General features: G+C 69.9%; 25 protein-coding genes and 3 pseudogenes. 14 read left to right on the forward strand and 14 right to left on the reverse strand.

Translation table 11 applies throughout. The annotated features are described in order from the left end of the window. Nucleotides 1–18: 18 nt before the first annotated feature. Nucleotides 19–939, reverse strand: a complete 921-nt coding sequence (locus AB0O91_RS07600) for a hypothetical protein (protein ID WP_363428964.1) — start codon at nucleotides 937–939, stop codon at nucleotides 19–21. A gap of 334 nt (nucleotides 940–1,273) precedes the next feature. On the opposite strand from AB0O91_RS07600, the gene AB0O91_RS07605 reads away from it, so the two are divergent. Beyond that, complete coding sequence (locus tag AB0O91_RS07605) at nucleotides 1,274–2,278, forward strand: CehA/McbA family metallohydrolase (RefSeq protein WP_363428966.1); 1,005 nt, start codon at nucleotides 1,274–1,276, stop codon at nucleotides 2,276–2,278. Between the two features lie 373 nt (nucleotides 2,279–2,651). Here AB0O91_RS07605 and AB0O91_RS07610 read toward each other — a convergent pair whose 3' ends face one another. Both AB0O91_RS07610 and AB0O91_RS07615 read right to left on the reverse strand, forming a co-directional pair. Next, nucleotides 2,652–3,179, reverse strand: a complete 528-nt coding sequence (locus tag AB0O91_RS07610) for a ferredoxin (RefSeq protein ID WP_363428968.1) — start codon at nucleotides 3,177–3,179, stop codon at nucleotides 2,652–2,654. Nucleotides 3,180–3,335: 156 nt separating this feature from the next. Continuing rightward, nucleotides 3,336–3,638, reverse strand: coding sequence for a hypothetical protein (locus tag AB0O91_RS07615; protein ID WP_363428970.1), 303 nt, complete (start codon nucleotides 3,636–3,638; stop codon nucleotides 3,336–3,338). A 177-nt stretch (nucleotides 3,639–3,815) separates the two neighbouring features. Here AB0O91_RS07615 and AB0O91_RS07620 point away from each other — a divergent pair, with 177 nt between their 5' ends. The 3 genes from AB0O91_RS07620 to AB0O91_RS07630 all read left to right on the forward strand — a co-directional run bounded on the left by AB0O91_RS07620 (nucleotide 3,816) and on the right by AB0O91_RS07630 (nucleotide 6,891). Next, nucleotides 3,816–4,259 (forward strand): hypothetical protein, encoded by a 444-nt coding sequence (locus AB0O91_RS07620; protein ID WP_363428972.1) that lies wholly within the window; start codon nucleotides 3,816–3,818, stop codon nucleotides 4,257–4,259. A gap of 575 nt (nucleotides 4,260–4,834) precedes the next feature. Beyond that, on the forward strand, nucleotides 4,835–5,581 hold the full coding sequence (locus AB0O91_RS07625) for an AIM24 family protein (RefSeq protein ID WP_363428974.1): 747 nt from the start codon (nucleotides 4,835–4,837) through the stop codon (nucleotides 5,579–5,581). 569 nt (nucleotides 5,582–6,150) lie between these two features. After that, the gene (locus tag AB0O91_RS07630) at nucleotides 6,151–6,891 is read left to right on the forward strand and encodes a TIGR04222 domain-containing membrane protein (RefSeq protein WP_363428976.1); all 741 of its coding nucleotides are present in this window, start codon (nucleotides 6,151–6,153) and stop codon (nucleotides 6,889–6,891) included. Nucleotides 6,892–6,997: 106 nt separating this feature from the next. On the opposite strand, the gene AB0O91_RS07635 is transcribed toward AB0O91_RS07630, so the two are convergent. Next, the gene (locus tag AB0O91_RS07635) at nucleotides 6,998–7,945 is read right to left on the reverse strand and encodes a hypothetical protein (protein ID WP_363428978.1); all 948 of its coding nucleotides are present in this window, start codon (nucleotides 7,943–7,945) and stop codon (nucleotides 6,998–7,000) included. Next, nucleotides 7,942–9,366: a guanine deaminase gene (gene guaD / locus AB0O91_RS07640; protein ID WP_363428980.1), complete on the reverse strand. Its 1,425-nt coding sequence runs from the start codon at nucleotides 9,364–9,366 to the stop codon at nucleotides 7,942–7,944. Before guaD ends, AB0O91_RS07635 begins: the two co-directional genes overlap by 4 nt. 405 nt (nucleotides 9,367–9,771) lie before the next feature. Between guaD and AB0O91_RS07645 the strand changes: the two genes are divergently transcribed. From AB0O91_RS07645 to AB0O91_RS07670, 6 genes and pseudogenes are all read left to right on the forward strand, one after another. After that, on the forward strand, nucleotides 9,772–10,335 hold the full coding sequence (locus AB0O91_RS07645; protein ID WP_363428982.1) for a GNAT family N-acetyltransferase: 564 nt from the start codon (nucleotides 9,772–9,774) through the stop codon (nucleotides 10,333–10,335). 164 nt (nucleotides 10,336–10,499) lie between these two features. After that, nucleotides 10,500–11,015 carry a TetR/AcrR family transcriptional regulator gene (locus tag AB0O91_RS07650; protein WP_363428984.1) on the forward strand — a complete coding sequence of 172 codons (516 nt, stop codon included), beginning with the start codon at nucleotides 10,500–10,502 and terminating at the stop codon, nucleotides 11,013–11,015. A 106-nt stretch (nucleotides 11,016–11,121) separates the two neighbouring features. Further along, nucleotides 11,122–12,066, forward strand: coding sequence for an NAD-dependent epimerase/dehydratase family protein (locus AB0O91_RS07655; RefSeq protein ID WP_363428986.1), 945 nt, complete (start codon nucleotides 11,122–11,124; stop codon nucleotides 12,064–12,066). Next, the gene (locus tag AB0O91_RS07660) at nucleotides 12,063–12,485 is read left to right on the forward strand and encodes an organic hydroperoxide resistance protein (protein WP_363428988.1); all 423 of its coding nucleotides are present in this window, start codon (nucleotides 12,063–12,065) and stop codon (nucleotides 12,483–12,485) included. Before AB0O91_RS07655 ends, AB0O91_RS07660 begins: the two co-directional genes overlap by 4 nt. A 284-nt stretch (nucleotides 12,486–12,769) precedes the next feature. Continuing rightward, nucleotides 12,770–13,675, forward strand: a complete 906-nt coding sequence (locus tag AB0O91_RS07665) for an alpha/beta fold hydrolase (RefSeq protein WP_363428990.1) — start codon at nucleotides 12,770–12,772, stop codon at nucleotides 13,673–13,675. 202 nt (nucleotides 13,676–13,877) lie between these two features. Beyond that, nucleotides 13,878–14,706 (forward strand): annotated as a pseudogene (locus AB0O91_RS07670) (IS5 family transposase). Nucleotides 14,707–14,713: 7 nt separating this feature from the next. Here the strand turns inward: AB0O91_RS07670 and AB0O91_RS07675 are convergent. The 3 genes from AB0O91_RS07675 to AB0O91_RS07685 all read right to left on the reverse strand — a co-directional run bounded on the left by AB0O91_RS07675 (nucleotide 14,714) and on the right by AB0O91_RS07685 (nucleotide 17,302). Further along, nucleotides 14,714–15,091, reverse strand: a complete 378-nt coding sequence (locus tag AB0O91_RS07675; protein WP_363428992.1) for a hypothetical protein — start codon at nucleotides 15,089–15,091, stop codon at nucleotides 14,714–14,716. Between the two features lie 37 nt (nucleotides 15,092–15,128). Next, nucleotides 15,129–16,598, reverse strand: a complete 1,470-nt coding sequence (locus AB0O91_RS07680) for an NF041680 family putative transposase (protein WP_363428994.1) — start codon at nucleotides 16,596–16,598, stop codon at nucleotides 15,129–15,131. A 143-nt stretch (nucleotides 16,599–16,741) separates the two neighbouring features. Continuing rightward, the gene (locus AB0O91_RS07685; RefSeq protein WP_363428996.1) at nucleotides 16,742–17,302 is read right to left on the reverse strand and encodes a hypothetical protein; all 561 of its coding nucleotides are present in this window, start codon (nucleotides 17,300–17,302) and stop codon (nucleotides 16,742–16,744) included. A gap of 406 nt (nucleotides 17,303–17,708) precedes the next feature. Here AB0O91_RS07685 and AB0O91_RS07690 point away from each other — a divergent pair, with 406 nt between their 5' ends. From AB0O91_RS07690 to AB0O91_RS07705, 4 genes are all read left to right on the forward strand, one after another. After that, on the forward strand, nucleotides 17,709–19,127 hold the full coding sequence (locus tag AB0O91_RS07690) for a hypothetical protein (RefSeq protein ID WP_363428998.1): 1,419 nt from the start codon (nucleotides 17,709–17,711) through the stop codon (nucleotides 19,125–19,127). Between the two features lie 247 nt (nucleotides 19,128–19,374). Then, nucleotides 19,375–20,106 carry a hypothetical protein gene (locus AB0O91_RS07695; protein ID WP_363429000.1) on the forward strand — a complete coding sequence of 244 codons (732 nt, stop codon included), beginning with the start codon at nucleotides 19,375–19,377 and terminating at the stop codon, nucleotides 20,104–20,106. Between the two features lie 200 nt (nucleotides 20,107–20,306). Continuing rightward, on the forward strand, nucleotides 20,307–21,521 hold the full coding sequence (locus tag AB0O91_RS07700) for a hypothetical protein (protein WP_363429002.1): 1,215 nt from the start codon (nucleotides 20,307–20,309) through the stop codon (nucleotides 21,519–21,521). A gap of 599 nt (nucleotides 21,522–22,120) precedes the next feature. Then, on the forward strand, nucleotides 22,121–22,354 hold the full coding sequence (locus tag AB0O91_RS07705) for a hypothetical protein (protein WP_363429004.1): 234 nt from the start codon (nucleotides 22,121–22,123) through the stop codon (nucleotides 22,352–22,354). Nucleotides 22,355–22,409: 55 nt separating this feature from the next. Here AB0O91_RS07705 and AB0O91_RS07710 read toward each other — a convergent pair. The 6 genes and pseudogenes from AB0O91_RS07710 to AB0O91_RS07735 form a co-directional block, all read right to left on the reverse strand. Continuing rightward, nucleotides 22,410–22,679 (reverse strand): annotated as a pseudogene (locus AB0O91_RS07710) (ATP-binding protein); the annotation flags it as partial. Nucleotides 22,680–22,739: 60 nt separating this feature from the next. Further along, nucleotides 22,740–23,153, reverse strand: a complete 414-nt coding sequence (locus tag AB0O91_RS07715; protein WP_363429148.1) for a CPCC family cysteine-rich protein — start codon at nucleotides 23,151–23,153, stop codon at nucleotides 22,740–22,742. A 59-nt stretch (nucleotides 23,154–23,212) separates the two neighbouring features. Then, complete coding sequence (locus tag AB0O91_RS07720; protein ID WP_363429150.1) at nucleotides 23,213–23,785, reverse strand: tyrosine-type recombinase/integrase; 573 nt, start codon at nucleotides 23,783–23,785, stop codon at nucleotides 23,213–23,215. Between the two features lie 178 nt (nucleotides 23,786–23,963). Next, nucleotides 23,964–24,194, reverse strand: a pseudogene (locus AB0O91_RS07725) (site-specific integrase); the annotation flags it as partial. Then, on the reverse strand, nucleotides 24,191–25,123 hold the full coding sequence (locus AB0O91_RS07730) for a tyrosine-type recombinase/integrase (RefSeq protein WP_363429006.1): 933 nt from the start codon (nucleotides 25,121–25,123) through the stop codon (nucleotides 24,191–24,193). The gene AB0O91_RS07730 and the pseudogene AB0O91_RS07725, both read right to left, overlap by 4 nt. Beyond that, the gene (locus AB0O91_RS07735; protein ID WP_363429008.1) at nucleotides 25,120–26,220 is read right to left on the reverse strand and encodes a tyrosine-type recombinase/integrase; all 1,101 of its coding nucleotides are present in this window, start codon (nucleotides 26,218–26,220) and stop codon (nucleotides 25,120–25,122) included. Before AB0O91_RS07735 ends, AB0O91_RS07730 begins: the two co-directional genes overlap by 4 nt. Nucleotides 26,221–26,442 lie beyond the last annotated feature (222 nt).

A 26,442-nucleotide genomic window follows, 5' to 3' on the forward strand; every position in this document is an offset into this window, starting at 1 on the left:
CGGCCGGGACGGCGGCGGTCACCGGGTCGGCCCGGCGGGCGTCCGCAGGTCGACGGGGCCGGCGGCGCGCGGGGCGAGGAGGTGGCGGGCGCTCTGGTAGCAGGCGTACGCGGAACCGGCGAACGGCACGTAGCCGAGGTAGCCGGGCAGTGGCATCCGGAAGAGGTGGGGGTGGGAGAGAAAGGCGGGCAGGTGGTACCGCCAGTGCACCCCGGCGGTCCACTCGTTCCAGAACTCCCAGAGGAGGCCGCAGCCCAGCCCGGTCAGGGCGAGGAGGAAGAGCAGCCGCCAGCGGCCCCGGGCCACCTCGCCCCACAGACTCGGCCGCCCAGCGCGGCAGTTGACCGGGTCGAGCACCAGCACCGGGAAGACCCACACCAGCGGGAACAGTTGGCGCGGGAAGAGCAGCATCAGCACCAGTGCGAGGAGGCCGAGCACCGTCACCGCCCAGGACAGCGCGGTGGTGTGCGGCAGCCGGGGCCCGCGCCAGGAGCCGCGGAAGAGCCGGGTGGAGCCCAGCAGTTCGGCGGTCTCGAACAGGGCGGGCAGCACGGTGCTGAAGCAGAGTGAGAACAGCAGGACGTGGCTGAGCCGGTCCTGTGCGACCGGGTGGACGTAGGACCAGTTGTGCAGGCGCCAGTTGCACCACTCGAACGCCCACCAGAAGGGCACGGAGAGGACGAAGACGAGCACGAAGCCGGCCCGGCCGCGGTCCAGGAGCGAGTCGCCGGTGCGCCGGTGGACCAGGCCGTCCACGATGAGGACGTAGCCGGACCAGAGGCCGAAGAAGAACACCTCGGTCCACGCGGTGACGGCCGTCCAGTACAGCGCCCAGCTGACGCCCGTCAGGAGCAGCCCGGCGACCAGGCGGCGCGGCAGGCGGTGCGGTAGGGGGCCGGCGGGGACGCGGGCCGTGGCGGCGCCGGGGTCACGGGGCATGGTGCGTACCTCCTGCGGACCTGCTCCGCACGTCCGGGGCCGCGGCCCGCGCCGCTCGGCGGTCCGCGCACGACAGGGCGGTTGCCCGGATTGTCGCCGGTCCCGGGCGCGGGCCGGGAGGCGCGAACGCCGGTGGGCCGACGCGCGTACGACCCCCGCGGCGCACGGCGGTGCCGTTGCCCCGAGCCCCGGCGCAGTGGGTGCACCGGCAGCGTGCGAGGGCGCTGTCCTTCCGCTGCCGCGGTGAGCGGAACGGGCCGGAACGGCGCTCAGCGGCGGGACGGAACCGGTAGCGCTGCTTGCGCGTTGGCCCGGCAGGACCTTGGGGGAAACATTGTCGGATGCGAGCTTCCCGCCGGCGCGGGCGGCCGGACGCGGGCCGGCCTGGTACCGAGGGGACTGCCATGTCCACTCCGTCCACTCCGACGGGGAACTCACCCCCGAGGAGCTGGCCGTTCGGGCGCGCGCTGCCGGACTCGACTTCATCGCGACGACGGAGCACAACTCGGCTGCGGAACCCGGTGCATGGGGGCATCTGGCCACCGATGACTTCCTGATCCTCCTCGGCGAGGAAGTGACCACGAGGACCGGGCACTGGCTCGCGCTCGGCCTCGACCCCGGCGAGGTCGTCGACTGGAACCACCAGGTCAGGGACGGGCGGATCGGCCGGTTCCTGGACCAGGTCCATCGAGCAGGCGGCCTGTGCGTGGCCGCGCACCCCCATGCGCCCTACCCGTCGGGCGACTTCATGTTCCCCTTCCCCGGCTTCGACGCGGTGGAGGTCTGGAACGGACTGTGGACCTCGGACCGGCCCTGGAACGCCGACAACGAGGCCGCTCTGGCCGAGTGGGGCCGGAGCCTCGCAGCCGACATCACGACCGGCTCGTGGCGGCCGGCGATGGGCAACAGCGACACCCACCTGGAGGGACAGATCGGCACCCCGCACACCGTGGTCTTCGCCGAGGAGCTGAGCACCGAGGCGATCCTGGCCGCAGTCCGGGCCGGCCGCAGCTGGATCGCCGAGTCGGCGGACGTGGACGTGTCGTTCACCGCGAGTGCCGCTGGTCGCGTCGCCGGGGTGGGCGAACGGCTCTCGACTCACGGCGACCAGGTCGACGTGCGGGCGGCGGTACGGGGCGTGCCGACGGGGACCGTCAGCTTCCACACCGATCGGGGGAAGATCCACCGGGCGATGCTCCCCGGTGACGGGGCGAGCACGGTGCGGTGGGACACGACGGCGAAGGACTCGGCGTTCGTCCGCATCGAGGTCCGCCGTCCCGACGGGCACGTCGCCGCGCTCACCAATCCGATCGTCCTCACCGACGTCGCGGGCGGCTGAGGCTGCAGGCCGGTCCGAGGTCCGCGACGCCCCCGGCCAGCAACTCGTCATCTACCACGCCGAACCGGGCAGCCCCAGTGCCCGGTCCCTCAACCTGCTCGGCTCCATCCACGCCACCCGGCGCGCGCCCGCCCCCGGGCATAGCGCTGATCAGCCGACGGGAACACGGGGATCAGGTCGGCAATAGCGCCCGGTCGGGTTCGCCCCGCGTGTTTGAGCAATCCCCGCGAGCGCGGGGCCGACAATTCAACGCCGCCTCATGCCAGTTCGCCAACCGACTCGTCGGCATCCTGCACGGCTGCCTCAAGACCGGCACACCGTACGACGCGGCGACGGCTTGGTCCCGGCGGGCCCACGGACTCGCCGCTTGACGCTACAGCTGGGGCAACCGGTCATCGGGGGTGGGGGACGTCCGCTCTTCCAGCCAGTAGAGGTAGATCCGCAGGTCAGTTGCCAGACTGCCGGCGATGTAGTGCTCGAAGTCGCGGGTGGCAGCGGCTATGCCCTGGTCTGCCCAGGCATCGCCCTCATCCCACTTGCTCCGCTGATCGGACAGGTACTGCACGATCTCACTGCGGTTGCGCCACCACTCCCGGACCGTTTCCGGTGTCCATCGCGAGTCGCCATCACAGCCGTACCCGAGAAACGGGTCGTTGTCCGCGGCCTCGACCAGCAGGGCCGTGTCCGCACGCGTTCTGGGCTGGCGGTAGACGTACTCACTGAGGTACTCGCCCCCGTAGAGGACGTGGGCGGGTGCCGAGAGCCGCCCCGTCCAGCAGGTGTCGGTCTCCCCTCCGTAGAAGGGCCCGGGGACGTTGAGCCACAGTCGGTCTTCCCAACGGCCGCGAAAGGCGTTGCGGTCGTCGCCGAGGACGGCCACCGGGTCGAAGTAGAGCGTCATCCGCTGAGACTAGGGCATCCGTTCGACGTGGTCTCGTGGCCGCAATGATCGACCGCCTCGTCCGCCATGCCGAGCCCCCACCCGCGCCGGCGGCCGCTACCGCACCCGGACCCGCCGCGAACTCCTGGTGAAGGACTGGACGGACGGGACTGATGGCTATTCGACGCTGAGCGCCTCGGCGACGATCTCCACCTCGCTCGGACCGGTGATGGTCAGCCACTGCAGCACCGAACAGTTGTTGTGATGGTGCAACAGGTGGCGGGCCTCGACCGGCCACGGGCCGTTCAGAGGAAGTTCCCGCACCGCGATCTCGTCCACGACATCGCCGGCAGGGTCGCTGAGGTCGGCCCTGGCATGCGCGATGCCAGTAAGGCGGAGGGTCACGCTGTCGCTGTCCGAGCCCAGTATGACAACAGCCTCGCTAGGCTCCAGGTCGGTGCGAAGGACGATCGACGTCAACCAGCGGCCGGTACTCAGGACTCACGGCCGTAGGCTACCTCGGGCGAGTTCCCACAAGGCCTCCCAACGCGACCACGGCCAGGTTCCCGGGTCTCGGAAGTCCGTCTCCAACGGGCTTGGAGGTCGAGCGCCTTGGGGGTGGCGGGGCTCTTGTACCTGGGTGTGAGAATCGGTGGCATGCCGCTGTGCGACTACTTCTCCGCCGCTGACGATCAGGCTGCCGTCGCGGTTCTCCAGAATCCTGGAGGACCCGGACAGGCCGGCCTGGACGTGGTCCTGCTCAAGAACATCGACCCGGTCGTCGCGATCGCCCGACTCGAAGGGGTGATGACCGGCTGCAGCTATGAGGAGGCCGGCGAGCGCTCGCGATCGGGGCAACTACTGTCCTCGCCGGAAGGCGAGTCCTTCGTCGTCAGCATTTCGGACACGCTGGCGGAGGCACTTGCCACGGCATCGCCGGACGACCTGGTCCGGTTCGCGGAGCCGTGGTCGAAGACGGACGAGATCAGGCAGCTCCGACTCGGTGTCGAGGTCACGCTCGATCTCCTGGAGGCCCTGGCCGGACTGGCTCGGCGTGCTCACGCCTCGGGGCTGCGGCTGTATTGCTGGTGGGCCCTTTGAGTGCCGTGGTCTCCTTCCCGGAGCCATCCCCCCAGGTGCGGGGATGGCTCCGTCCAGTCGACGGTTGAACAGCGGGCACGCTGCCCTGAAGTGACCCGCAACAGTGCTGACACGAGGCCACCCACTTGGTGACGCGCCTCACCAGCCCGCACCCACCAGCTGCGACCTCTTCGCCTCCGGAATGCCCTGTCAGAGCCCGCTGGCATGCTCAGCGGCCATGGACATCCAGCAGTTCTGGAAGCTGATCGAGGAAGCCCGATCGCAGGTGCCCGTCCCGGACAACGGAGCCGCCGTCGCGCGCCGGGCCGCTGCACTGCTCGCGCTCCGGCGGCAGCGAGTGCTCTCGGCCTTGCTGCCGGCTGCGTCGTCACCGGATGCTCCCTCGAGATACCCACCCAGGCCGCCGGAGCCGCGGCCACCCGCTCCGGCCCGACAACGGCGGCTGACGCAGCGGAGCCGACGACGGTGCCGCGGGTCCCGTCCCCCTGATTGGCAGCCGGACGAGGAGGGTAGCCTGCCGCCCGGGGGCGGGGCCGAGGTGCGGCAGGTCCAGGGGAGGAACGACGATGCAAGCCGTGGTCAACGGAAGCGCGATGCCGGTGCTGGAGATCCGGCTCGACCAGGGGGAAGCGGTCATCACCCCCCATGGAGAGCTGTCCTGGATGTCCCCGAACATCCAGATGTCGCAGACCACCAACACCGGCGGCGGCCGGGGCGGTCTGATGAACACGCTGAAGCGGGCCGTCGGCGGCGGGGGGCTCTTCCTCACCCAGTACCGGGCCCAGAGCGGCTCCGGCCTGGTCGCCTTCGCGGCGAAGGTCCCCGGCCACATCGTGCCGGTGGACATCGCGCCCGGGCGCGACGTCATCGTGCATCGGCACGGCTGGATCTGCGGCACTCCCGGGGTCAGCCCGACCGTCGCGCTCCAGCAGTCCTTCCGCGGCGGCCTGTGGGGCGGTGAGGGGTTCGTCCTCCAGCGCCTGCAGGGCCAGGGCCGCGCCTGGGTCGAACTCGGCGGCGAGATCACCCAGTACACCCTGGCACCCGGCCAGACCATGCTGGTCCACCCCGGCCACGTCGGGATGTTCGACGCATCGGTGCAGTTCACCATCACCCGGGTCCCCGGCATCGCCAACAAGATCTTCGGCGGCGACGGCATCTTCCTCGTCGCCCTCACCGGCCCCGGGCAGATCTCGCTGCAGAGCATGCCGGTCTCCGGCCTCGCCCACGCCCTCGAGCCCTACCTCGTCCGCGACAGCGCGGTCGCCGCCGGCGAGGGCGGCGCGATCGGCGGCATCGTCGGCGGCATCCTCCGGAGGTGAACCGTCAGGGCGCAGGGAACGGCGCGACCATCCGCTACGGCCCTGGCGCCGTGAGACCCCCACGCGCAGGCACTGAGCGGGATTCCCCGCCGTACGGGACGGCCTGAGGTGCGCTACGCGGTCGATGGCGGGGTGGCCGGGCCGGTTGGCGGCGCCTTCGGGCCGCCGATGCCCCCGGACCCTCCCGACGCCGGGTCCTGTCCGCCCTCGTGCACCGCATCCTCCTCCGACGCCGCCAGGACCGTGTCCGGCGGCGGGAACTGCGGATGCCGCTTCCGCTCCGTCGGAGACGCGGCTCCTCGCCGGCGACCAGACCAGCGACCCTGCCGGTCAAACGGGACAACACCGCTCATGACGCCCTCTCCGAGTCGATACCGGGATCAACCATTCTGGTCCTCCTGCGCTGCCCGTCGCCGACGTTCAGCGGGATCAGCGGGATCGGAGGCGCGGGGCACAGCCGGCCCCCCGGGGGCTCCGCGCGGCCTGTCCGCTCGTGTCATCCTTCCCTGAGGTGGCCGGGGGGCCGACTGTCCGTCAAGAGGGGGTGCGGTGGATCCGATCGGTGTCGTGTGCCTGGTGGCCGGGTCGGCGCGGGGCTGCTGCGGTGGCTGCCGGTCCGCGGGCGGGCGGACGGCCTGACCGCGGTCGGTGTCGCGGGAGTACGGGGCGGCTCGAAGGCCGCGCTGATGGTGGCCGTCGTGGAACTCCACCGCGCAGGAGTCATCGCGGTCGGCCCGTCCGGCCAACTGCGGCGGGTGGTGCACGCCGGTCCGGGCGGCGACGCGACCCTGCTGCACCGGGCCGTGTGGTCGGCGCTCGGCCGCGACCTGTCGCTCGCTGATGCCGCCGCCGGACCGGGCGTACGGCGGGCCGAGGAGGCGGTGCGCGCCGAACTGGCCGGTCGTGGTCTGCGATGCGGCCGGGGCCGGCCGGCTGCGGCAGGCCTGTTGTCCCTCGCCACCGCCGGCACGGCCGTCGCCGCCACGGTGCAGGGCTTCCCCTGGATCGGGCCGGTGACGGCCGTGCTCTCGCTCGTCGTGCTGTGCGCTCCGCTGCGGACCCTGGCCGGGTACCGGCTGCTGCGGGAGCTGCGCCGCCTGCATCCCGTTCCCGCCTCCGGTCCGGTCGGGCCGGAGGCGGCCGGGCTCCTGGTCGCACTTCACGGGCGCCGGGCGCTGCGGGTGGTGTGCCCGGAGTTCGCGGCCCGCGCCGGCCTGCTCGGAGCCCGTACCGCCCGGGAGACGGTCGCCCGGTCCGGCGGGCCCTACGAGGGCTGGAGCGCCAGTCTCAGCGATGCCGACGGCAGTTGAGCGGTCGCCGTCCGCCCCGGCGCCGTCCATCGGGCACCGAAGCAGTGGCGGGGGGCTTGACCGCGTTCTTTCCGGCATCGCTGTCAGCGGCTCGGCGCCCGTCCGTTCAGCCCCGGTACACCAGGTGGATCAGGCCGAAGTAGGGCGCGGAGTCGAGCCCCGGGTACGCCCGGCCGACGGGGATGGACTGTTCCGTGCTCCAGGGGTTCTCGTAGTCGCTGTTGTACTTGAGCCAGTGGAGTGTGCCGGGGCCGGCGTCCGGGCCCTTGTAGTAGGCGCAGTAGAGGGCGTCGTTGGCCCGGGAGACCGCGAGCGCCCGGGCGCCCTGGACCGGTCGGTCGACGAAGTCCACCACGAGCTGGTCCTGGCTCCACTCGCCCGTGCTGCTGTCGTAGGTGATCCAGTACAGGCAGTCGTCCTCGCCGTCGTGCAGGCAGTACAGCAGGCCCTTGTACCGTTCGATCGCGAGGACCTTGTCGGAGTGGATGCCTCCCGGTATCGGGCTGTCCTCTCCCCAGGCCCTGGCGTGGGTGTCGTAGGTGATCCACTTGAGTTCGCCGTTCTCGTCGTCGTGCACGCAGTACACGAGCCCGTCGTAGACGGTGAGCGCGGCCGGGTTCGTCGAGCGGACGATGCTGTGTTCCTTGTCCTCCACCGGCTGCCAGTTGCGCCAGCCGGTCTCCTCACCCTCCGTGTTGTAGCGCGACCACCAGAGGTAGCTGTTCGCTGTGCTCCGGTGGTTGACGCAGTACAGGTAGTCGTTGGCATGGGTCAGCGCGGGGGAGTCGACGCAGGGCACCGCGCGTCCGTCGGCGTCGAGGACCGCCTCGTCCGGGGTCCAGTCGATGGGTGTGTCCCCGGTCCGGCTCCACCACAGCGTGCTGGAGCCGTCGACCGTCAGGTCCTGGTGGACGCAGTACAGCAGGCTCTTGTACGCCTCGACGGCGGGCGCGAAGCTCGACCCGGCCCCGGGGATCCCCGGCTCCGGCTTCCACTTCTCCTTGGCGTCCTTGTCGTAGGAGGCGCACAGCAACGGGCTGGTTTCGTAGGTCATTTCTCCGGTCCTCTCGTCTCGTTCAGTCGAACGGGCATGGGTGCGGGGCAGGTGTCGCGGTGGTGGGCGAGGCGTCCGGCGACGTACGTGGCCAGGACGGTACGGTCGTCGCCCATGACCGCGAGGGAGAAGAGCAGGTCGTCGATGGAGTCGTCGCCGCTGGTGCGCGCGTCCAGGGTCGGGGTCGCGGCGGGGTCCAGCACGATGAAGTCGGCCTCGTGGCCCGGCTCCAGCGATCCGATCAGGTGCTCCAGGCGCATCGCCGTCGCCGAGCCGGTGGTCGCGAGGTAGAACAGCTGGACCCCGTCCATCGGGTACCGGCGCAGTGCTCCGACCTTGTAGGCCTCGCTCGCGGTCTGGAGCAGGGAGAGGCTGGTGCCTCCGGCGACGTCGGAGCCGAGGCCGACGGGGACCCGGCGCCCCGGTTTGACGGCCCTCTTCATGCGGAAGAGCCCGGAGCCCAGGAACAGGTTCGAGGACGGGCAGTGCGACACGCCGCTACCGGTCTCGTGCAGCCGACGCCACTCCCGCTTGCCGAGGTGGACGGCGTGGGCGAAGACCGCGCCGGGGCCGAGCATCCCGTGCTTCTCGTAGACGTCGATGTAGTCCTTGTACGGCGGGCGTGGGAACAGGCCCTTCACCAGCTCGATCTCCCGCGTGTTCTCCGACACGTGGGTCTGCAGGCGGGTGCCGGGGTGTTCGCGCCACAGCGCGCCGGCCGCACTCAGCATCCCGGGGGTACAGGTGAAGGCGAAGCGGGGCGTGACCGCGTAGACGCTGCGGCCGACGCCGTGCCACCGGTCGATCAGCTTCGCGCAGTCCTCGTAGGCCTGCTCGGGAGAGGAATCCAGCATCCCGGGCAGGGCGTTGCGGTCCATCATCACCTTCCCGGCCACCAGCCGCATGCCGCGCCCCACGCTCTCCTCGAAGAGCGCGTCGACGGACTGCGGCGAGGGGGCGCAGTAGACCATGGCCGTCGTCGTCCCGTTGCGGAGCAACTCGTCGCAGAACAGGGCGGCGATCGACCGGGCGTAGGCGGGGTCGGTGAAGCGGACCTCCTCCGGGTAGACGTAGTCCTGGAGCCACTCGGGCAGTTGCTCGCCGTAGGAGGCGATGATCCGCATCTGGACGTAGTGCGCGTGGGAGCCGACGAGCCCCGGCAGGATCAGCTTGTCGCGGTAGGACTCGACGGTCACGCCCGGGGGGAGGGCGCGGACCAGGCGGCCGTAGTCGCCGGCGGCGACGATCCTCCCCTCCTGGCAGACCAGCAGGCCGTCCTCCACGTACTCCAGCGCTTCGGCACTGGGTCTCAGGAACGGGTCGTCGCGGAACCACACGAGGCGGCCCCGGACCGCCGTCGTACTCGGGCAGTCGTGAGAACGGGCCGGGTGGGGGACGTCAGGTGCGTTCGAGGACCGCATGGCGGCGCCTCCTGGAGTGACTGGGGTGGCGGGAGTGAGACGGCCGGAAGGAGCAGGGTGCCGGGCGCTGGGCATCGGGCACCGCCGCGTCGCAGCCTGTGAAGGTCCCTGCGAAGAGGGCACATCAACCATAGATACGATCGGCTCCGTTCGCATGCTGACCACCGGCGGGCGGTCGGGCCCGGGCCCCGGCCTGGTGACCGAGAGTCACCAGACGCCCGGGCGGACTCCTGCCGCCGCGGTGTGCGATGGGCGGCGGGGGAGAGTCCGGGGCGTCGGGCGTCGGGCAGGCCGTCCCCCGGGGCGTCTGCTGTCGGCGCCCGTGCCTGTCCGGCTGCGTCCTCGTAAGTGGGCGGTGCCGTAAATGTGTTGAGGGTCTCAGGCGGTTCGTGAATGATCCGCTGCGTGACCATCTATCTGGAGACCGAGCGCCTGACGCTGCGCCGGTTCACTGCCGACGACGCGGACCTGTTGATCGAGCTGGACAGCGATCCGGCGGTGATGCGGTTCCTGTCGGGTGGGGAAGCGACGCCTGCGGAGGTCGTCCGGGAGAGTCATCTGCCGGGCATCATCGCCGGTTACGAGCGGTGGAGCGGCGAGCTCGGGTTGTTCGCCGCGTTCGAGCAGGACGGCGGGGCGTTCGTCGGCTGGTTCTGTCTGCGCCCCGGGAAGGACGGCCCGCAGGACGAGGCCGAGCTCGGGTACCGGCTGCGGCGGGCGGCCTGGGGCAAGGGCTACGCCACCGAGGTCTCACGGGCCCTGCTGCGCAAGGGGTTCGGCGAGCTCGGCCTGCGGATGGTCTGGGCCGCGACGATGGTGCTGAACCGCGGTTCGCGCAACGTCATGGAGAAGGTGGGCATGACGTTCTCCCACCCCCTCCCCACCCCGGACGACATGCTGATGGTCGAGGGCGCCGACCTCGGTGGCGTGCAGTACGAGATCACGAAGGAGCAGTGGGAGCAGCGCTGACCCCTGCCTCCCACCTGCCCACCTGTCGAGGACCGCCGGGGTCCCGCCCCGTCGCTCGGTCCGATGGGAAGCGGGGAGGGGTTGACGCGGAAAAGTGTGAGTGGTTTATTACTCATATGGCGACGACGAAACGAGTGCTCAGTACCGCGGAGGAACGCAGGGAAGTGGTGCTCAGCACCGCGGTCAGCAGCTTCGCGGCCCGTGGCTACTACGGCACCAACACCACCGAGGTGGCGAAGCGGGCGGGCATCTCGCAGGCCTATGTCTACCGCCTGTTCCCCAACAAGGAGGCGTTGTTCGTCGCGGTCGTCGAGCACTGCTTCGACCTCGTGCGGGACAGCTTCGCCAGGGGCGCGGCCAAGGCGCGCGGCAGTGAGCCGCACGAGGTGCTGATGGCGATGGGCGACGAGTACGCCCGGCTCATCGCCGACCAGGACCTGCTTCTGGTCCAGGTGCACGCCCAGGCGGCCGCGGCCTCCGAGCCGGCGGTGCGCGAGGTGGTGCGGCGCAGCTACGCCAGGAGCGTCGAGTACGTGCGCAGCGTCTCCGGTGCGGACGCCGATGCGGTCCAACTCTTCATGGCCAGAGGGGCGTTGTGCCATCTGGTGGTGGCGATCGGCGCCACCGAGGTCGACGCGCCGTGGGCGAACACGCTCTCGGCGGGCCTGCGCCACTACTGAGCCCCGTCACCGATCGAGTCTTCGCTGCGAGAACGGCCGCGTCATGCGGCCCTTTTTTCGAACCAAAGTGTGAGTGGTTAACCACTCAATCACTGGAGGAGAAGTCATGACCCAGGAACTGCACGTCGTCCTCGGCACCGGACCGGTCGGCCTGACCCTCGCCGAGCAGCTCGTCGCCCGGGGCAACCGGGTGCGCACGGTGAACCGGTCCGGCGGCGGTGAGCAGATCGCCGGTTCGGTGCGGGTCGCCGCCGACGTGACCGACCGGGCCCAGCTCGCCGAGATCGTCGAGGGCGCCGACGTCGTCTACAACTGCACGCACGTGCCGTACCAACTGCAGCCGCAGGTGCTGCCCGTGATCCAGGACGCGCTGCTCGACGTGGTCGGCCGCAGCGGCGCGAAGCTGGTCACCGTCGAGACGCTCAACCAGTACGGCCCCACCGGCGGGGTGCCGATGACCGAGCGGACGCCGCTCGCCGCGCCGGGCCCCAAGGGCAGGACGCGCGCCGGGATCACCGAGCGGTACCTGGCCGCGCACGAGCGCGGGGATGTCCGCGTCGCGCTCGGCATGGCGGCCGACTTCTTCGGCCCGCGCGTCCTGCTGTCCTCGCTGGGTGCGGCGGTGTTCCCGGCCGCGCTGGCCGGCGCGACCAGGCTCGGACTGGGCGACATCGACCTGCCGAGGAGCTACACCTACGTGCCCGACCTCGCCGCCGGGCTCGCCGTGCTCGGCTCCGACGAGCGCGCACTCGGCCGGCTGTGGCACCTGCCCGTCGACGGCCCGTACACGACCCGGCAGATCCACGACCTCATCGGCGACCTGACCGGCTTGCCGACGCAGCTCACGGTGCAGCGCGAGGCGGAGCCGTTCGGCCCGTACGACGAGGAGTTCATGGCCGAGTACCGCGAACTCTTCTACTGGCACACCGAGCCGTTCGTCATGGACGACTCGCTCTACACCGGCACGTTCGGCGTCCGCGCCACCCCGATGCGCGAGGCGCTCGCCAGGACCCTCGACTGGTTCGCCCACTCCGTCCAGGAAGGACAGTGACCGTGAAGACCCTCTACACCACCGAAGTGACCTCCAGCGGCGACGGCCGCAACGGCAGGGTCCGCTCCAGCGACGGCCTGCTGGACACCGCACTCGCGCTCCCCAGGGAAGCCGGCGGCTCCGGCGCGGCGACCAACCCGGAGCAGCTGTTCGGCGCGGGCTACTCGGCCTGCTTCCACAGCGCACTGCGGCTGGTCGCCCGCGAACGCAAGGTCAAGCTGTCCGACGACACGGTCGTCGCACGGGTGGGCCTGGCCCAGGACGAGGCCGGTTTCCTGCTCGACGTCGAACTGTCCGTGCTGCTGCCGGGGTTGTCCCAGGCGGACGCCGAGTCGCTGGCCAGGGACGCCCACGGGCGCTGCCCGTACTCGCGGGCGATCCGCGGCAACATCGACGTCACGCTGCGCGTCACCGTCTGACCGACGGGCCCCGGCATCCGCGAGGCGGAGCGCCGATACCACGGTGCTGCGACCGTCCTGCCGACGGTCGCAGCACCGGCATCCGTCAGAACCCGGAGCTTCCGGGCGACTGCACGATGCCGGGCCCGAACTCGTCTCGGCGAGCAGGGGCTGTCCGAGTTGATGCAGCTGGCCAATTCCTGCAGCACCTCTGTGAACCATTCAGTATTTTACCAGAAAATGATGGAAAGTCATATCGGTCAAGGCGATGGAAAATTGCCTGATTGCTCGCTATGTTGACTGCCATGACTGCGCCTACTGAATTGATCGTCGAATCCGGTGAATTGCGCTTGTGGACCGAACGCCTCGGTTCCCCAGGCGACCCGGCGGTCCTGATGGTGATGGGTACCTCCGCCCCGGGCCTCGGATGGCCGGACGAGTTGGTGGATGCGTTCGTCGCCGGTGGTCTCCAGGTCATCCGTTACGACCACCGGGACACCGGTCGCTCCAGTTGCGTGGACTTCGCCACCCACCCCTACGCCCTGGCGGACCTGGCCCTCGATGCGACGGCGGTGCTCGACGGTCACCGGGTAGCCGCCGCGCACGTCGTGGGAGCGTCTCTGGGCGGCGCGATCGGCCAGTGGCTGGCCGTGCACCGCCCTGAACGCGTGCTGACCCTGACCGCGATCATGACCGGCCCGATGGGGCACAGCGCGGGTCCGGCTTGGGCGCGCGCCATGGCCGGTCAGGCAGCTGACCCAAGCGACCTGCCGCCACCCACACCACGCTTCCTGGCACACCTGGCACACCGCGCCACCCTCCCGCAGGGGACGCGCGACGAGTACGTCACGGCGAACCTGGAGACGTGGCGCGTGCTCAACGGCGACGTCCTGCCGTTCGACGAGCCGGCCGCTCACCGTTTCGTGCAAGCCTCCTTCGACCGGACCGGCGACCACACCGCGGCCCTCAACCACGACCTGGCCGGACGTCACATGACCGAGGACCGTCTGGCCCCGCTGGCCTCGATCAAGGCCCCGACACTGGTCATCCACGGCACCGAGGACCCCCTGCGCCCGCTCCCGCACGGCCGCGCCCTGGCCGAGGAGATCCCGCATTCCCGATTCCAGCCGATGGCGGGAATGGGGCACTCATTGTTCTCGCCCGGGCTTCCTCGGCAGGTCGGAGAAATAATTCGCGAGCACATCGCGTAGGGGATCGGAATGTCGAGCGGGACGTCGGGACCGGAAGGTTGCGATGCTCGCCGCACCCGCAGGTTGAGGATCTGGTGCTGAGGAGGGACGGCGTCGGGGGACTTCTCTGAAGCAAGAAGGAGGCCGCGGGATCAGAGCGTGTCTCTTTGAACGGCTGGTCAGTTGATCAGATGCGTCCGTCCGGTTAGTGATCACTGATGCGATGTGGGACCGGATCGAGCCGCTGATGCCGACCGATCCGGTTCGCGGGCGGAGATGGGCCGACCACCGCCGAACCCTGGAAGCCATCGCGCTAAAGTACCGAACCTGCTCGCCCTGGCGGGATCTGCCGGACGAGCTCGGCCCGTTCCAGACCGCCCACAAACGGCTCATCAGATAGGCCGTGGACGGCACCTGGGAACGGATCCTTGTTGCAGTCCTGTCAGCAGCGGACGGCAACGACGACGTCGGCTGGACCGTGTCGGTGAACTCCACCGTCTGCCGGGCCCACCAGCATTCCTCCGAAGTCAGGAAAAAGGGGCTCCAGGCCGGGCCAAGCCCGACGATCACGCACTCGGATGGTCCCGAGGCGGCCTGAGTACGAAGGTCACCTTGCCGGCGACGGCAGTGCAAGGCCACTGGCCCTCCGCGTCACCGCAGGTCAAGCAGGCGATGCCCCAGCCTTCGAGGCCGTCATGGCTGCCATCCGTGTTCCACGGGGCGGGCCCGGACGACCAAGGACCAGGCCGGACACCGTCCTGGCGGACCGCGCCTACTCATCCCGCGCGATCCGAAGTCACCTCCGCCGACGCCGGATCCGTGCTGTCATCCCCCAGCCCTCCGACCAGATCGGCCACCGTCTGCGGCGAGGCCGTGCCGGCGGCCGCCCGCCCGCCTTCGACGCCGAGGCGTACAAGCAGCGCAACACGGTCGAGCGGTGCATCAACCGGCTCAAGCAGTGGCGCGGCCTGGCCATGCGAACGGACAAACTCGCCATCGCCTACCAGGCCGCACTCCACCTCGCCGCCATCCTCATCTGGGCCAGGCATTAGGCCGCTGTCAGCGATCGACCACCCAACGCGCGTCCGCTGGCCACGAGCCCGTGCCGACGATGTGCTCCACGATTCTGAATGCGTCACCGATGGGCACGGTGTCCTGGTTCGGGTACTCGTCATGCTGTCCGTTGGACAGGACGAACCCGCCGCTCGACCCATCGGATCCGGGGTCCACAGCATGTCCGCCAGGATCACCCTCCTCTTCCAGCAGCATCACCATCGCGCGCTCGGTGTTCGTCACAAAGGCCAGTGACCGCCCAGACGAACTGATCAGCCACGTCTCAAGCTGCCCGCTGGCGATCCTCAACCGAAGACCCTCCAGCACGACCTCGGACGACACAGAGGCACGGCTGCCGTCATTGATCACCCAGGTTTCGATCACGGGTAGACGATCTCACGGACGGATCTAAGCTTGTGATTTATCCAGTGCGGCGTGGTTTGCTGCCGACCGTGTGATGGGCCGGTCGACGGTAGGACTCGCCGGTGGCCAGGAGCAGGCCCACGTCGTAGCGGGTCGTGGAGCGGCGGTTCGTGGAGCCGGGCGGGCGCCCGGGGCCGGCGCGGGTGGGTTTCGGCACTGCGGCCGGCGTTGAGGTTCTGGCGTGCAGGTGTCGGAACCCACGTCGGACCCGTGCCGGGGTGAGCTTGTCCGGTTCGGCCGGCTTCTCCCAGGGACGTCGCAGGTCGACGGCCAGCGAGCGGGCGAGGCGGAGTTGGGTGTGCGCGACCGCGATCAGCCAGGTCCAGCGGTCCAAAGCCTCGGCATCTCGCAGTCTCGGAGCGGTCCAGCCGAGGGTTTGCTTGATCATCCTGAAGAAGTGCTCGATGTCGAACCTGCGCAGGAACGTCTGCCAGGCCAGGTCGGTCTCCGTGGGGCCGGCCGTGGGCCGTGACCACCACAGCCACGGCGGCTTGGGGTCGCCGCCGCTGGGCAGGTGCTCGACCTGGAGTCGGATGACGGTGCCCTCGATGACCGGGAGCCGGCCGGGGTGGTCGCGCCAGGCGGCGCGCCCTTGCAGCTCTGGGTGGAGCCGGTCCCAGCTCTGGGCGCGGGCGGTGCCGTAGCGGGTGGTCTGCGCCTTCGTCTCCGCATCTGGGGTGCCCCAGGTCCTGGCGTCCTTGAAGATGAACTCAGCCCCGTGCTTGGGCGGCCGCCCGCCGGCGGGGTTGGCCGCGGCGAACTGCGCACGGGTCGGTGCCGGCCGGCGCATCACCCGGTCCGAACGCGGACGGCCCAGAATCTCCACGGGCAGGTCGCGCAGCAGGTAGGCCAGCCGCATCACGTCGTAGCCGGCGTCGGCCACGATCAACACCGGCGGATCGCCCGGGCTCCACTGGCCGGCGGCGACCAGACGCTCGACCAGATCCCGCAGCTGTGCGGCGGTGACGGCGGCGAGGTCGTCGCCCGGCCGCAGCCGCACCGCGTCCAGCGGGGCGACCCACGCGGTCCGGCCCGATTCCAGGGCGACGACCCACGAGTAGGGCCAGCCCGGGATCATCTGGTGCCTGGCATCGCCACGGCCGTAGGTGTGGCAGAACGAACGGGCATCGCTCGTGTCGGCGTCGGGCCGCAGCCACGGCGGGACGTCCACCGCCAGCACCAGGCGGCCGTCGGCGGCGCGGGGCAGCGGCAGGCCGGCCAGCTCGGCCCTCAGCCGATCGACGTCCAGGCGGCCCCGGTTCAGCGCGCCGTACAGGGCGCCGTGGCCGCGCCGGTGCTCGGGAGCCGGCGCCAAGCCGACCAGCGTTTTCACCGGGCCGTCGGTGCACAGCACCGCATCGGCGAGCTCGAACAGCGCGTCGCGCCGTCCGGTCAGGCAGTCGTAGAAGACCCCTCGGAAGCATGACAGTTCCGCGAATGGATCGCACTGCACGCCCTGCTCCACCATGAACACCAGTACGGCCTTCGCGTCAAGTCCGTGTCCTCTTAGTCGAGTTCAGGATTACGCGAAGGCTGCTCCAGTGTCCCGTGAATACCCGGACGAGTGATCACAGAGCTGGCCTGTTCGAGCCCGCTGGCTAGATCACAAACTCAGAGGGGTGCCATCTGCAACTCGCCGATGACCTCAAGGCCGACTTGCGCTGCCAGCCAGGCAGCCCGTTGGGCTTCGACCTGCTTCACGTGGACGTACACCGTGTGATCCGTCGCGGGCTCTTCAAGGTAGAGGTCGCGAGCATTCACACATACCGTCACGTAAGCGCCTCTGGTGCCTCCGAAGCCGAGGCCGACCTCAGGAGCCTCGGGCCAACTGCTGAAATCCCAGCGCACCATGACTGGGACGCTCCCCGCCGCAGCCAGGAACGCCTCCACATCTTCCGGGGCCATGCACCATCTGCTCATGAAGATCGGGAGGCACTCTGACGGAGAGTCGCCATCGCGGGAGGAGCCGTGCCGGTCGGCCCCGTAGGACCACCAGTCAGCGTCCGGCATGACTTCGGTCAGCCGCTCCAGCTCACGGGGCGTGGAGACCCGCGCTTCGAAGTCAACTTCGAGTTCCCCGGTGTCAGCGAGATCGAGCAACTGCCCAGCGACTCGCAATGCCTCCGCAACATCCGTCGTCCTCAGCACTGCCTGCGCGTACGAGTTGCTCATGACGAGCACTCTGCCAAGTCACCCTGCCGGTCGACGATCGAATTTCCGACCAGCCACCAGCTCAGCACCCACCACACCCTCGCAGGCGCCAAGGTTAAACAACAAGTTAGGGCGCGGTGTGTCGGAGGGGCGGGTGATCGTGACGGAAATCAGCGAGCTCCAGGTGCTACGTGCAGGGCCCGGGATCGACCGAAGGAGAGTGGTGCCGCACTCCCAGCTCGACGCAGAGGAACGTGCTCATCTACCTGTTCGGTGTGATCGTGCTTCGTGCGAGGATCCCGGCATGGCCAATTTTGATGCCTCCTCTCCTTGGCGCCGTGCAGGTACGGATTGGCTCTGTGGAGCGGCGCCCGTTCAACGGAGTTCCGCGGTCGCCGTCCTGGTCGCGTTGTTGGACCGCTCTCTGGTGCAGATCGCCGAGGCTTCCTCGGACGCGCGCCGCTTCGACCGAGAGACCATCCGCGCGGCGGCGGACGTGTGGGACAACAACACCGTTCCGCTGTTTCGGGCGGTGACGGCCAGCACGCGAACCGGGCGCGAGCGTCGTGCGCGGGCGGCCTTGGCGTGGATGGCCGGCCTCGGTGAGGAAAGGCGAGCCTGGATGCGGGAACAGGCCTCGCTCGCCGGTCACTCGTTGGACGAGCTGTTGGCGCCGGCGGAGCCTGACGTACCAGGTCGAGACTATCTGGGGCAGGTGATGGCCCCGACGATGGTGGTGACGCCGCAGAGTGCGGAGAGCCTCGCCACCGATTACGACCTGCCGTCGGCCGAGGTTCGCCATCTGCAGGTCGAACGGACTGGCAGCCGTCTCATCGGGTATCTCGAACTGGCTGTTGCGCGTTCCTATCCCGTGGACGAGGTCACCTCTCCCGAGACTGCCAGGCTGGACATACGGCTGCGCGACATCACCGAGGTCCGCTTCGATTCCCATGACGCCCGGGGCGTCGTCCTTCGACCAGATGCAGACGGCGTATCGATCGGCGTCGGAGCCCGCGGCGTGCTCCGTGCGGCGATGGCCGACCTCCGCCCGGACGACAGCTGTTGGCACCGGTCCGCCGCCGGTCGTCGGGCTGACGCGACCACGCCGCATGGCGACAGCCGGCCTGCCGTGCCCGTTTCCCCGCAGGAGGGGCACTTGGGCGCCAACGCCAAGGCCGCCGCGACTCTCCTGCACCGCGCCATGCTGCACATCCGCATGGTCCGCTCTGCCGGGCACACGCACCGCGTCCCGGTGCGCTCTTTCCAGCGGGCCTTCGCCGGCGCCGGCGAGGCGATCCTCGCCGTAGGCGCGCAGCGCACGTCCCGTCGCCGGGAAGCCGGTTTCCGCGGACTCATCGAGACCTGGGCCCGGCGTGGTGGCCCTGCTCTCGCCGACTGGTTCGCCGCAGTGCTGGCGGAGATGGAGACGGCCCATCAACCGGACGTCCTCGTCAGCCTGCGTGCCCGGAGCCCATCGCACTCGGCCGCCGACGTACCGCAGCAGTCCACGCCAGACCTCCTAACGGCCCCCGGCTCGCCGCCGGCCGAGCTCCGATTGGCCACGTACACCTCTGCTCACACGCGCTACGGCACTCACCACGACGCCTCCGCCCTCCTGCACCTGGCCGTGCCGCCGCACACGCAGAGTGCCGGTGACGGCCCCTGGCGTCTGCGCGCTGTGGGGGGCGCCAACCCGGCCCGTTTCCAGCTGCGGGCCGAGGCATTCCAGGGCGTCAGCCGGCCTCGCGTCACCGTTGATGACAGTGCGGCCCGCCACTTCGTTCTGCGCGACGGAGCTCTCGACATCACGAGCGGGGAAGACCGGAGCGACGACGATTCGTCGTGAGCTGTGCCGGTCCGTACGGACCTGAGCACTCGGCAGCTACATCGGCGAGGACTCCGCGATGGGTGTGGGCAGCTGCGGCGATGGCTTTTCGAAGGCATGGTGCGTGGTGCCGTCCGTCCGGTACGCGCGGTTCATGGCGTGGTCTGCCGGGCGGGAGAGCGCGCCTTTGCCGTAGTCGCGTCGGCGGGCCGCACGAGCCTTGGCGGTCGGTGGAGGTTCGTCAGTACGGTGCCGTAGGGTCCACGGCATGATCACGCGTCCTACCGGGCAGGCGACCGGGCCGTACGATGCTGCGTTCCTGCCGCGCCGGCAGCTGGTTCTTCGGGCTCCCGAGCGGCCGGTCGCCGATCCGGTGGCGAAGCTCGGCGGCGATCCGGTCTGGCTGTCCGAACCCGCCTGGCCCGTGCACCCGCAGACCGGCGTGCCCTTGGTGTTCATCGGCCAGTTCCCCGTCCCCGGCGACGAGCTCCGCATGGCCTACCTCTTCCTCGATGAGGAGGACCTGATCATGGGCGGGCTGGACCCGGAGGCCGGGGACGGGGTGCTCCTGCTCCAACCCGACGGTCGCGTACCCGACTTCGCCGTCATCGGGCCGCCGGGAACGCGCGGCCGGACGCTCTGGCGCTGGGGGCCTGACGAGGCGGAGGTGCCCGTCGAGTGGCTTGTCGACCTGCAACCGGTATCGCCGGCGGTCGACCGTTCGATCGATGAGCAGGCCGCGTGGGAGCGGAGCATGCGTGGCGAGGGGCCCGACGTGGAGCTTCCCGGCGGCGAAGATCTCCACGACTACTTCGGCGGCTCCGCCTGCTACCCCAACTGCTACGCGCGGGTCGGGTCCCCCTGGCAGTTCCTCTTCAAGATCAGCGACGCCGGCGAACGCGAGGACGACCCGTACTTCCTCAACTTCGGCCACGGCCAGGGTTTTGCCTTCGTCAGCCCCGATCACCGCGAGGGACGCTTCTTCTGGGAGAACTCGTAGTCGCCGGGCCGAGCCTGCGATGAGCCGGGCCCGGTCGCCGCTGGTGAGCTCCGGAGCGGTGGCGCTGGGCGCGATCCGGTCGGAGAGAGGAGCCCGGGGCCGTCCGAGAGGGGTTCTCACCGGTGAAAAACCCGTGTGACCGTCGTTCCGACGGGCCGTAGGGTGGCCCGGTTCGGAAGGGGTCGAGTACCGGAGGTCGAATGCGGGTCACGGAGTTCCTCGGCTGGAAGCGGGACCTCCCGCTGCGCTACCTGCTCGTCGCGGACGAATCCAGCCTGGAGGACCCCGAACGCGTCGCGCTCCTCGCGCGCTGCCTCGACGTCGAGGGGCTGTACGTGGCGCCGGTGCCGCCGCACCGGGAGGTCGTCACTCTGCGCGGCTGCCCACGGGAAAGCCGGCTCGTCGCGCTCGCCACCCGACCCGCTGCGCGGGACCGGCTGCTCGGCGACCTGGTCGTGGACGTCCTCGACGCGGACGACATGACATCGCCGACGGAGGTCGAGCTCGTCGACGTCTCCGTCATCACCCACCGCCCCACGCCCGGTGATCCGGAGCGCATCGACCTGGTCCTCGGCGCCGGTGTCGCGAACACCATGTACGGGGCCCTTGCCGTGCCGGCGCCCCCGACGTCCTACCGCTTCGAAATCCGGCCGGCGCACCGGTGGGGCGACGAACCGCTCGGCACCTGCCTCGAAACACGGGGTCTGTACCCGCAGCGCCCCCCGCGGCCGGAGCCGATCCACCTGATCGGCTGCGAACCCACCGACGCGCTGCTGGAACGGTTGAAGGACCCGTACCCCCGGCCCTGGGAGTGCGTGTGGCTGGCGGCACTGGACCGCAACGGCCGGGTCATGTACCGCCACGGCGTCGACGTCGACATCGCCGACGTGCGGCCCTCCGTCCTGGGCGGCTCCCTGCTGGACCTCACGCTCGCGGACCGTGGCGACGCACGGCCGCCGCTGGAGGCCCGTGCGATCCACGAGGCCTGGTACGACGGCGAACCGAGTCGGCCCAACCTCTGGGCACCGCTCACCACCAGGGGCCGGTACGCGTGGCTGCGCCTGACGACCAGTGGCCCGTACGGCCCCGGCATCGGCCGCTCCGGCCGCGAGTACCACCTCGACGGCCGGTTCGCCACCGACGTGCCGGGCCTTCACCTGGCCATCGGCGAGGCCGTCCTCGGCCCCGGCCGGGAACTGGGCACAGGACTCTTCTGGCTCCAGGACCGCCTCGGCGGCGGGTCGGCGGTCGTTCCCCCGTTCACCCTGGTCTGGCACGATTCCGACATCGCCCGTCGTGCCTTCGGCGACCGGGCCGTCGAGTGCGGTGCGAGCAGTTCCTACTTCGACGACGTCCTGGAGATCTTCGACGAGCGTGGCGTGACGGTCGTCCTGGACGATGAACCGATGCACTGACGGGCAGGCCGCGGGTGGCGCGCACGTCAGCGCACCTCCGACGCTTCCGTGCGGCGGCGCCTCGAAGCCGCCAACGCCCGCATCCGGCACCTCACCGAGGAGAACCGGCAGCTTCGCGAGCAACTCGCCTGTGCACCCGGCGAACAACGCGCCGCGACGACTCGCACCGGCCCGCCCCGGGCAGACGCGAGCGATCCCATGTCGGCGTGCACATGAATGTGCCCGGCCAGGCAGGAGTGAACGTGCCCGGTCCCGGCGGCCTGCCCGAGTACGGCGCAGGCGCCGCTTGGCTGCGTAGGTGAGACCTGACAGCACTTGTCGGTGAGTTCCGACAGCGGTTGTGGATCTGTTCGACGGGAAATGTTGCCGAGAAGTGGCAGCGCTTGGGTCGTGTCGCTCTGGGGGAAGTCGGTGGAGCAGTGCGCCGGGCATGGACCATGATCTGTCCATGGAGCGATTTATTGATCTTGATGAGGCGGCTGCAGAAGTAGCTGATCGGGCGCCGGGGTGGCGGGCTGGTGGTCTGACGGTGGGGCCGGGTGACCTGGCGCGATGAAGCTGCTCCTTGGCCTCAGCGACTTGAGACGGACAGGTCGGTTGTGAACGATCCTGACTCCGTTGGTGTGCTTATCTCGGGTCCGGCGGAGGCTGAGCTGTCGGTGGTGCTGTTCCGTGGTGGCTGGGCCGATGTCGACTACTTCGACGGCATGGACGACGGTGGCGCTCTTCCGGCCTCGGGTATCGCTTCAGCTCGGGAGTTCGGCGTCCGGCTCGACGGCTGGGTGGCCCGTGTGTTTGGTCAGTCCTCCTACTCGGGTGGGCCGAACCTGTGATGGGGTCTTCCTCGGCGCCTGCCGGCTGCAGCCGAGGAAGACCCTGCTGCGATCCTCAGCCGGCGGCTGCCGCTTGCTGTTCGGCCCGGGCTCGGGTGGTGGCGAGGCGGTAGGAATCGGTTCCCGTCTCGATGATGTTGCCGCCGAAGGTGAGGCGGTCGACGATGGCCGCGCAGAGCCTTGGGTCGGTGAAGGTCTTGGTCCAGCCGCCGAACGACTCGTTGGAGGCGATGGCGACGCTGTTCTTCTCCTCGCGCTCGGTCAGGACCTGGAACAGCAACTCGGCGCCCCTGCGGTCGAGTTCCATGTATCCGAGTTCATCGACCTATGCCGATATCCGCATAGGTCGATCTATGCCGAGACCGCGACTATGCCGAGGGTCGTCTCAGTTTGCGAGATCACCGCTGGTTGAACCGCCGCTCCGCTCGGCGGTGTTCGGCATAGTCACCGGGGAAGGCGTGGCATCGAAGTGCTCTGGCAAACGCCGAGAGGCGCGGTAACTCCGGCAGGCTTTGAGCCACCTGCCCTGACCACCGTTTGCGGCCGATCCTGAGTCTGTTGCTCTGGCGGTCGCGGCATACTTCGAGTAGCGGAGGCGGGCGTCGGTGAGGCTTTCGGATCCGTTGGGACCGCCCCATACCTCGTCGGCGTTCAAGTCGTCCTGACCGTCGTCTTCCCAGCCGCATTCGGGGCAGATCTCCCAGTCGCAGCGGGCGTCCAAGGTCAGGAGTTTGCAACAAGGGCAGGCGTAAGGACCTCCACCGGTTGGGCATGCCTCGCGCAGTTCTCTGGGCGTCATCACGCGGTGAGTGTCGCATAGCCGGACCTGCGGCCTTCGATCATTTGTGTCACAGGCGGTCAAGGGAGGCGAGGACCTTGTCGGTGGGCCCTGTAGCGGCCCGGCCGAGCAGTGACCGGCGCGGTCAGCGCGAGCGCCTTCTCCTTGATGGTCAAGTCGGCGTGGACGCAGGCGTCGGTGGAGCGGACGCCGGCGTGGCCGAGCCAGAGCGCGATGACCGTGGTGTCGACGCCTGCCTGCAGCAACGACATCGCGCAACTGTGCCGCAGGACGTGCGGATGGATGCTCTTGTCCAGCAGGGAAGGGCAGGCTCGCGCCGCGGCCTGCGCGTGGATGCTCAGGCGTTGGGCGACGGCGTCGCGGCTGAGGCGCCGCCCGGCGCGGGTGCAGAAGAGAGGGTCGCCGCGGCGTCCGGCTCGCTCGTTCAGCCAAGTGCCCAGCAGGCTCTGGATAGGGCGGTCGAGCGGGACGGTGCGCTGTTTGCGTCCCTTGCCCTCGCAGCGGACGGCGGTGCCGTCGCCCAGGGTGATGTCGTCGCAGTTCAGGCTGGTGAGTTCGGTGACGCGCAGGCCGGTCTGGACGGCCAGTGCCAGCCATGGCCTTGTCCCGTCGTCCTTCCCAGCGTTTCGGATCCGGTGCCGCCAGCAGGGCGTCGACCTCCTGGCTGGTCAGGAACGTGACGGTCCTCTTGTCGAACCGCTTGGGCGGGATGTCCAGGACCCGCTGGATGAGCAGGGCGTGTTCGGGGTGCTGGAGGGCGGCGTAGGAGAACAGGGAGCGGATCGCGGTCAGGCGGACGTTGCGGGTTCGGGTGCTGTTGCCGCGCTCCTCTTCCAGATGGTTCAGGGACGCGGAGATCACGTCCGCGTTCAGGTCGTTCCAGTCCAGCTTCGCCGGCGCGGTTCCGGTCCGATGCCGGACGAAGCCGAGCAGGAGGCGGATCGCGTCGCGGTAGGCGGCGATGGTGCGGGGGCTGGCCTGTCGCTGGCGGGCGAGGCGTTCGGTGAAGAACGCCTGCAGGGTCGGTGCGATCAGGGTCATGTGCAGGCCGCCTTCCGGATGCCGTCGAGGCGGGCGGCGGCCAGTGCGAGCAGTTCCGGGGCAGCCGACAAGTACCAGTAGGTGCAGGCTGGTTCGCGGTGTCCCACATAGGTGGACAGTGACGGGATCTTCTCCTGGATGTTGTCCTCGGTGCGATACCAGTGCAGCAGGGTTCGAACGGCGAAGGTGTGTCGCAGCTCGTGCAGCCGGGGTCTGTGCAGGGCGTCGAGGCCGACTCCGGCGGTGTCGACCAGAGCCCGGAACACCGGATGCACGCAGGCGTAGATCAGCCGCTTCGCGGTGAGGGAGATGAAGAACGCGGGGTCCTTGCGCCTGGGCATCAGGTCTTCGCGCAGCCTGTCGTACTCGCGCAGGGCGTTCGTGGTGCTGTCCTGCAGCGGGACCAGGCGGGACTTGCCGAACTTGGACTCGCGGATGTGCAGGACGCCCTCGGTCCAGTTGATGTCGTTGCGGTCCAGCTTGATGGCTTCGCCGATCCGTAGGCCGGACGCGGCCAGCAGCCCGATGAGCGTGTGATAGGTGGCCGCCCGCAGTGGCTGGGGGATCGTCTTTTTGGCCGCCGTCATGATCGCCGCGATGTCGGCGTCGGAGTAGAGGAAGATCTGCCCCCGGCGTCGGTTGTAGGGCACGAGCCCCAGCGGCGGGACCTCGGTCGCCGGGTCGATCCCGCTCAGGTAGCGGGCGAACCCGCGGACGGCGGTGATCCTCCGAGGGCTGACCGTTGTGATCACTTCGGGCTCGCGGGTCTTCATCCAGTCCAGGGCGGCGGCGATGGTGACGGTCTGTTCGCCGCGGTCGTCCATGAATCTCACGAAGTCCGGCAGCAGATAGGCCGCTTCGGCCATCTGGTGCCCCAGCGAACGGCGAAGCCGCAGGTAGTCGTCGACCGCTTGGCGAAGATCGGTCATGCCGCCTCCGTCCCGGGCCAGGGCTGTGCGACCGCGCGCAGGGCGATGAAGTCGACCTTCGCGTAGAGGGCGGTGGTGGCCAGGTCCTGGTGCCGGAGCACCTGGCCGATGGCCGTGAGCCCGGCGCCGTGTCGGAGCATGTCGGCCGCCAGGGCATGACGCAGTCGGTGCGGGCCGACTTTGAGCGTGCCGACCCGCCGGCAGGCTCGTTCCACTACGTCGCCGACCAGGTCCGCCCGGATCGGACCGTGCGGAGCCTTGCAGGTCAGGAAGACGTGGCGGGCATCCAGGCGAGGTCTCGGGCCAGCCAAGTGGGCGACCAGGGCCTCTCCGACGTCGGCCGGGAGCGGGAGCCGGTCCTCCCGGCGCCCCTTGCCGCGGACGGCGATCTCGCCGCAGCGCCAGTCGATGTCGTCCAGCAGCAGCCGGGCCACCTCGATCGAACGCAGCCCGAGCCTGGCCACCAGCATCAGGATCGCGTAGTCGCGGATGCCGACCGTCCCGTGGCGCGGAGTATGGTCCAGCAATCGCTGAACGTCGCCGGCTGCCATCGTCGGCGGCACGGAGGCGAAGCGCCAGCCGCCCACCGGGGGCACCGCTCCGCCGAGCTTCATCGGGGTGACGCCGTGCAGGTGAAGGAATCGCATCAGCGACCGCAGTTCGGCCACCCGCCCCTTCGCCGAGCCCGCCGAGACCCTGGCGCATTCCCGCAGTAGAAACGCGTTCAGGTCGGCGCCGGTCAGGCTGTCCGGCGTGAGCTTTCCGTCGATTATGGATTGTTCGTCCAGGAAGCGCCGGGCGGTGTTCCCGTAGCGCAGCATCGTCGACGCCGACAGGCCACGCTCGGACTCCATCCAGCGCTGGTACCGCTCCAGCAGAAGATCCACCGGCGACAGTGGCACCCGTGGCGCGGGCACCACCCCGGCCTCACGCAGGAACGTCAGCAGCGGGACCATGCCGCGCGGCCCAGCCACCCGGCGACGCCCCGACTTCCGCAGATCGGCAAGGTGCTGCTTCAGCCGCCCCTCGTCCAGATCAGCGGCACCGAGACCCTGCCTCGACAGCCACAGACCCACCTGCCCCAGATCCTTGAGCATGTTCCTGACGGTCAGGGTCGTGTACCCACGCTCCGCCAGCCATGCCCGATAGCCCTCGACCTGCGGTGCCAGGGCACCCGCGTTCCGACGCGTACTTCCGTGCGGCATTGCCACCCCCTCGCCGGGAGCACCCCGCCCCTCGCCCACGAGGCTGCCCGGCACGGAAACTATGCAGAGCCATGACCAGCCGAAACCCCACGAAGGAGCGGAAGAACGCACACG

This window comes from Kitasatospora sp. NPDC089797 (genome assembly GCF_040684795.1).
Lineage (GTDB): Bacteria > Actinomycetota > Actinomycetes > Streptomycetales > Streptomycetaceae > Kitasatospora.

Bases quoted from the DNA above. Each gene is read 5' to 3' on its own strand.
- AB0O91_RS07610 (WP_363428968.1), bottom strand. From the start codon at position 3,179: ATGACGCTCTACTTCGACCCGGTGGCCGTCCTCGGCGACGACCGCAAC.
- AB0O91_RS07715 (WP_363429148.1), bottom strand. From the start codon at position 23,153: ATGACGCCCAGAGAACTGCGCGAGGCATGCCCAACCGGTGGAGGTCCT.
- AB0O91_RS07695 (WP_363429000.1), top strand. From the start codon at position 19,375: ATGATCACGCGTCCTACCGGGCAGGCGACCGGGCCGTACGATGCTGCG.
- AB0O91_RS07665 (WP_363428990.1), top strand. From the start codon at position 12,770: ATGACTGCGCCTACTGAATTGATCGTCGAATCCGGTGAATTGCGCTTG.
- AB0O91_RS07680 (WP_363428994.1), bottom strand. From the start codon at position 16,598: ATGGTGGAGCAGGGCGTGCAGTGCGATCCATTCGCGGAACTGTCATGC.
- AB0O91_RS07635 (WP_363428978.1), bottom strand. From the start codon at position 7,945: ATGACCTACGAAACCAGCCCGTTGCTGTGCGCCTCCTACGACAAGGAC.
- AB0O91_RS07620 (WP_363428972.1), top strand. From the start codon at position 3,816: ATGCCGCTGTGCGACTACTTCTCCGCCGCTGACGATCAGGCTGCCGTC.
- AB0O91_RS07735 (WP_363429008.1), bottom strand. From the start codon at position 26,220: ATGCTCAAGGATCTGGGGCAGGTGGGTCTGTGGCTGTCGAGGCAGGGT.
- AB0O91_RS07700 (WP_363429002.1), top strand. From the start codon at position 20,307: ATGCGGGTCACGGAGTTCCTCGGCTGGAAGCGGGACCTCCCGCTGCGC.
- guaD (WP_363428980.1), bottom strand. From the start codon at position 9,366: ATGCGGTCCTCGAACGCACCTGACGTCCCCCACCCGGCCCGTTCTCAC.
- AB0O91_RS07730 (WP_363429006.1), bottom strand. From the start codon at position 25,123: ATGACCGATCTTCGCCAAGCGGTCGACGACTACCTGCGGCTTCGCCGT.
- AB0O91_RS07600 (WP_363428964.1), bottom strand. From the start codon at position 939: ATGCCCCGTGACCCCGGCGCCGCCACGGCCCGCGTCCCCGCCGGCCCC.
- AB0O91_RS07685 (WP_363428996.1), bottom strand. From the start codon at position 17,302: ATGAGCAACTCGTACGCGCAGGCAGTGCTGAGGACGACGGATGTTGCG.
- AB0O91_RS07655 (WP_363428986.1), top strand. From the start codon at position 11,122: ATGACCCAGGAACTGCACGTCGTCCTCGGCACCGGACCGGTCGGCCTG.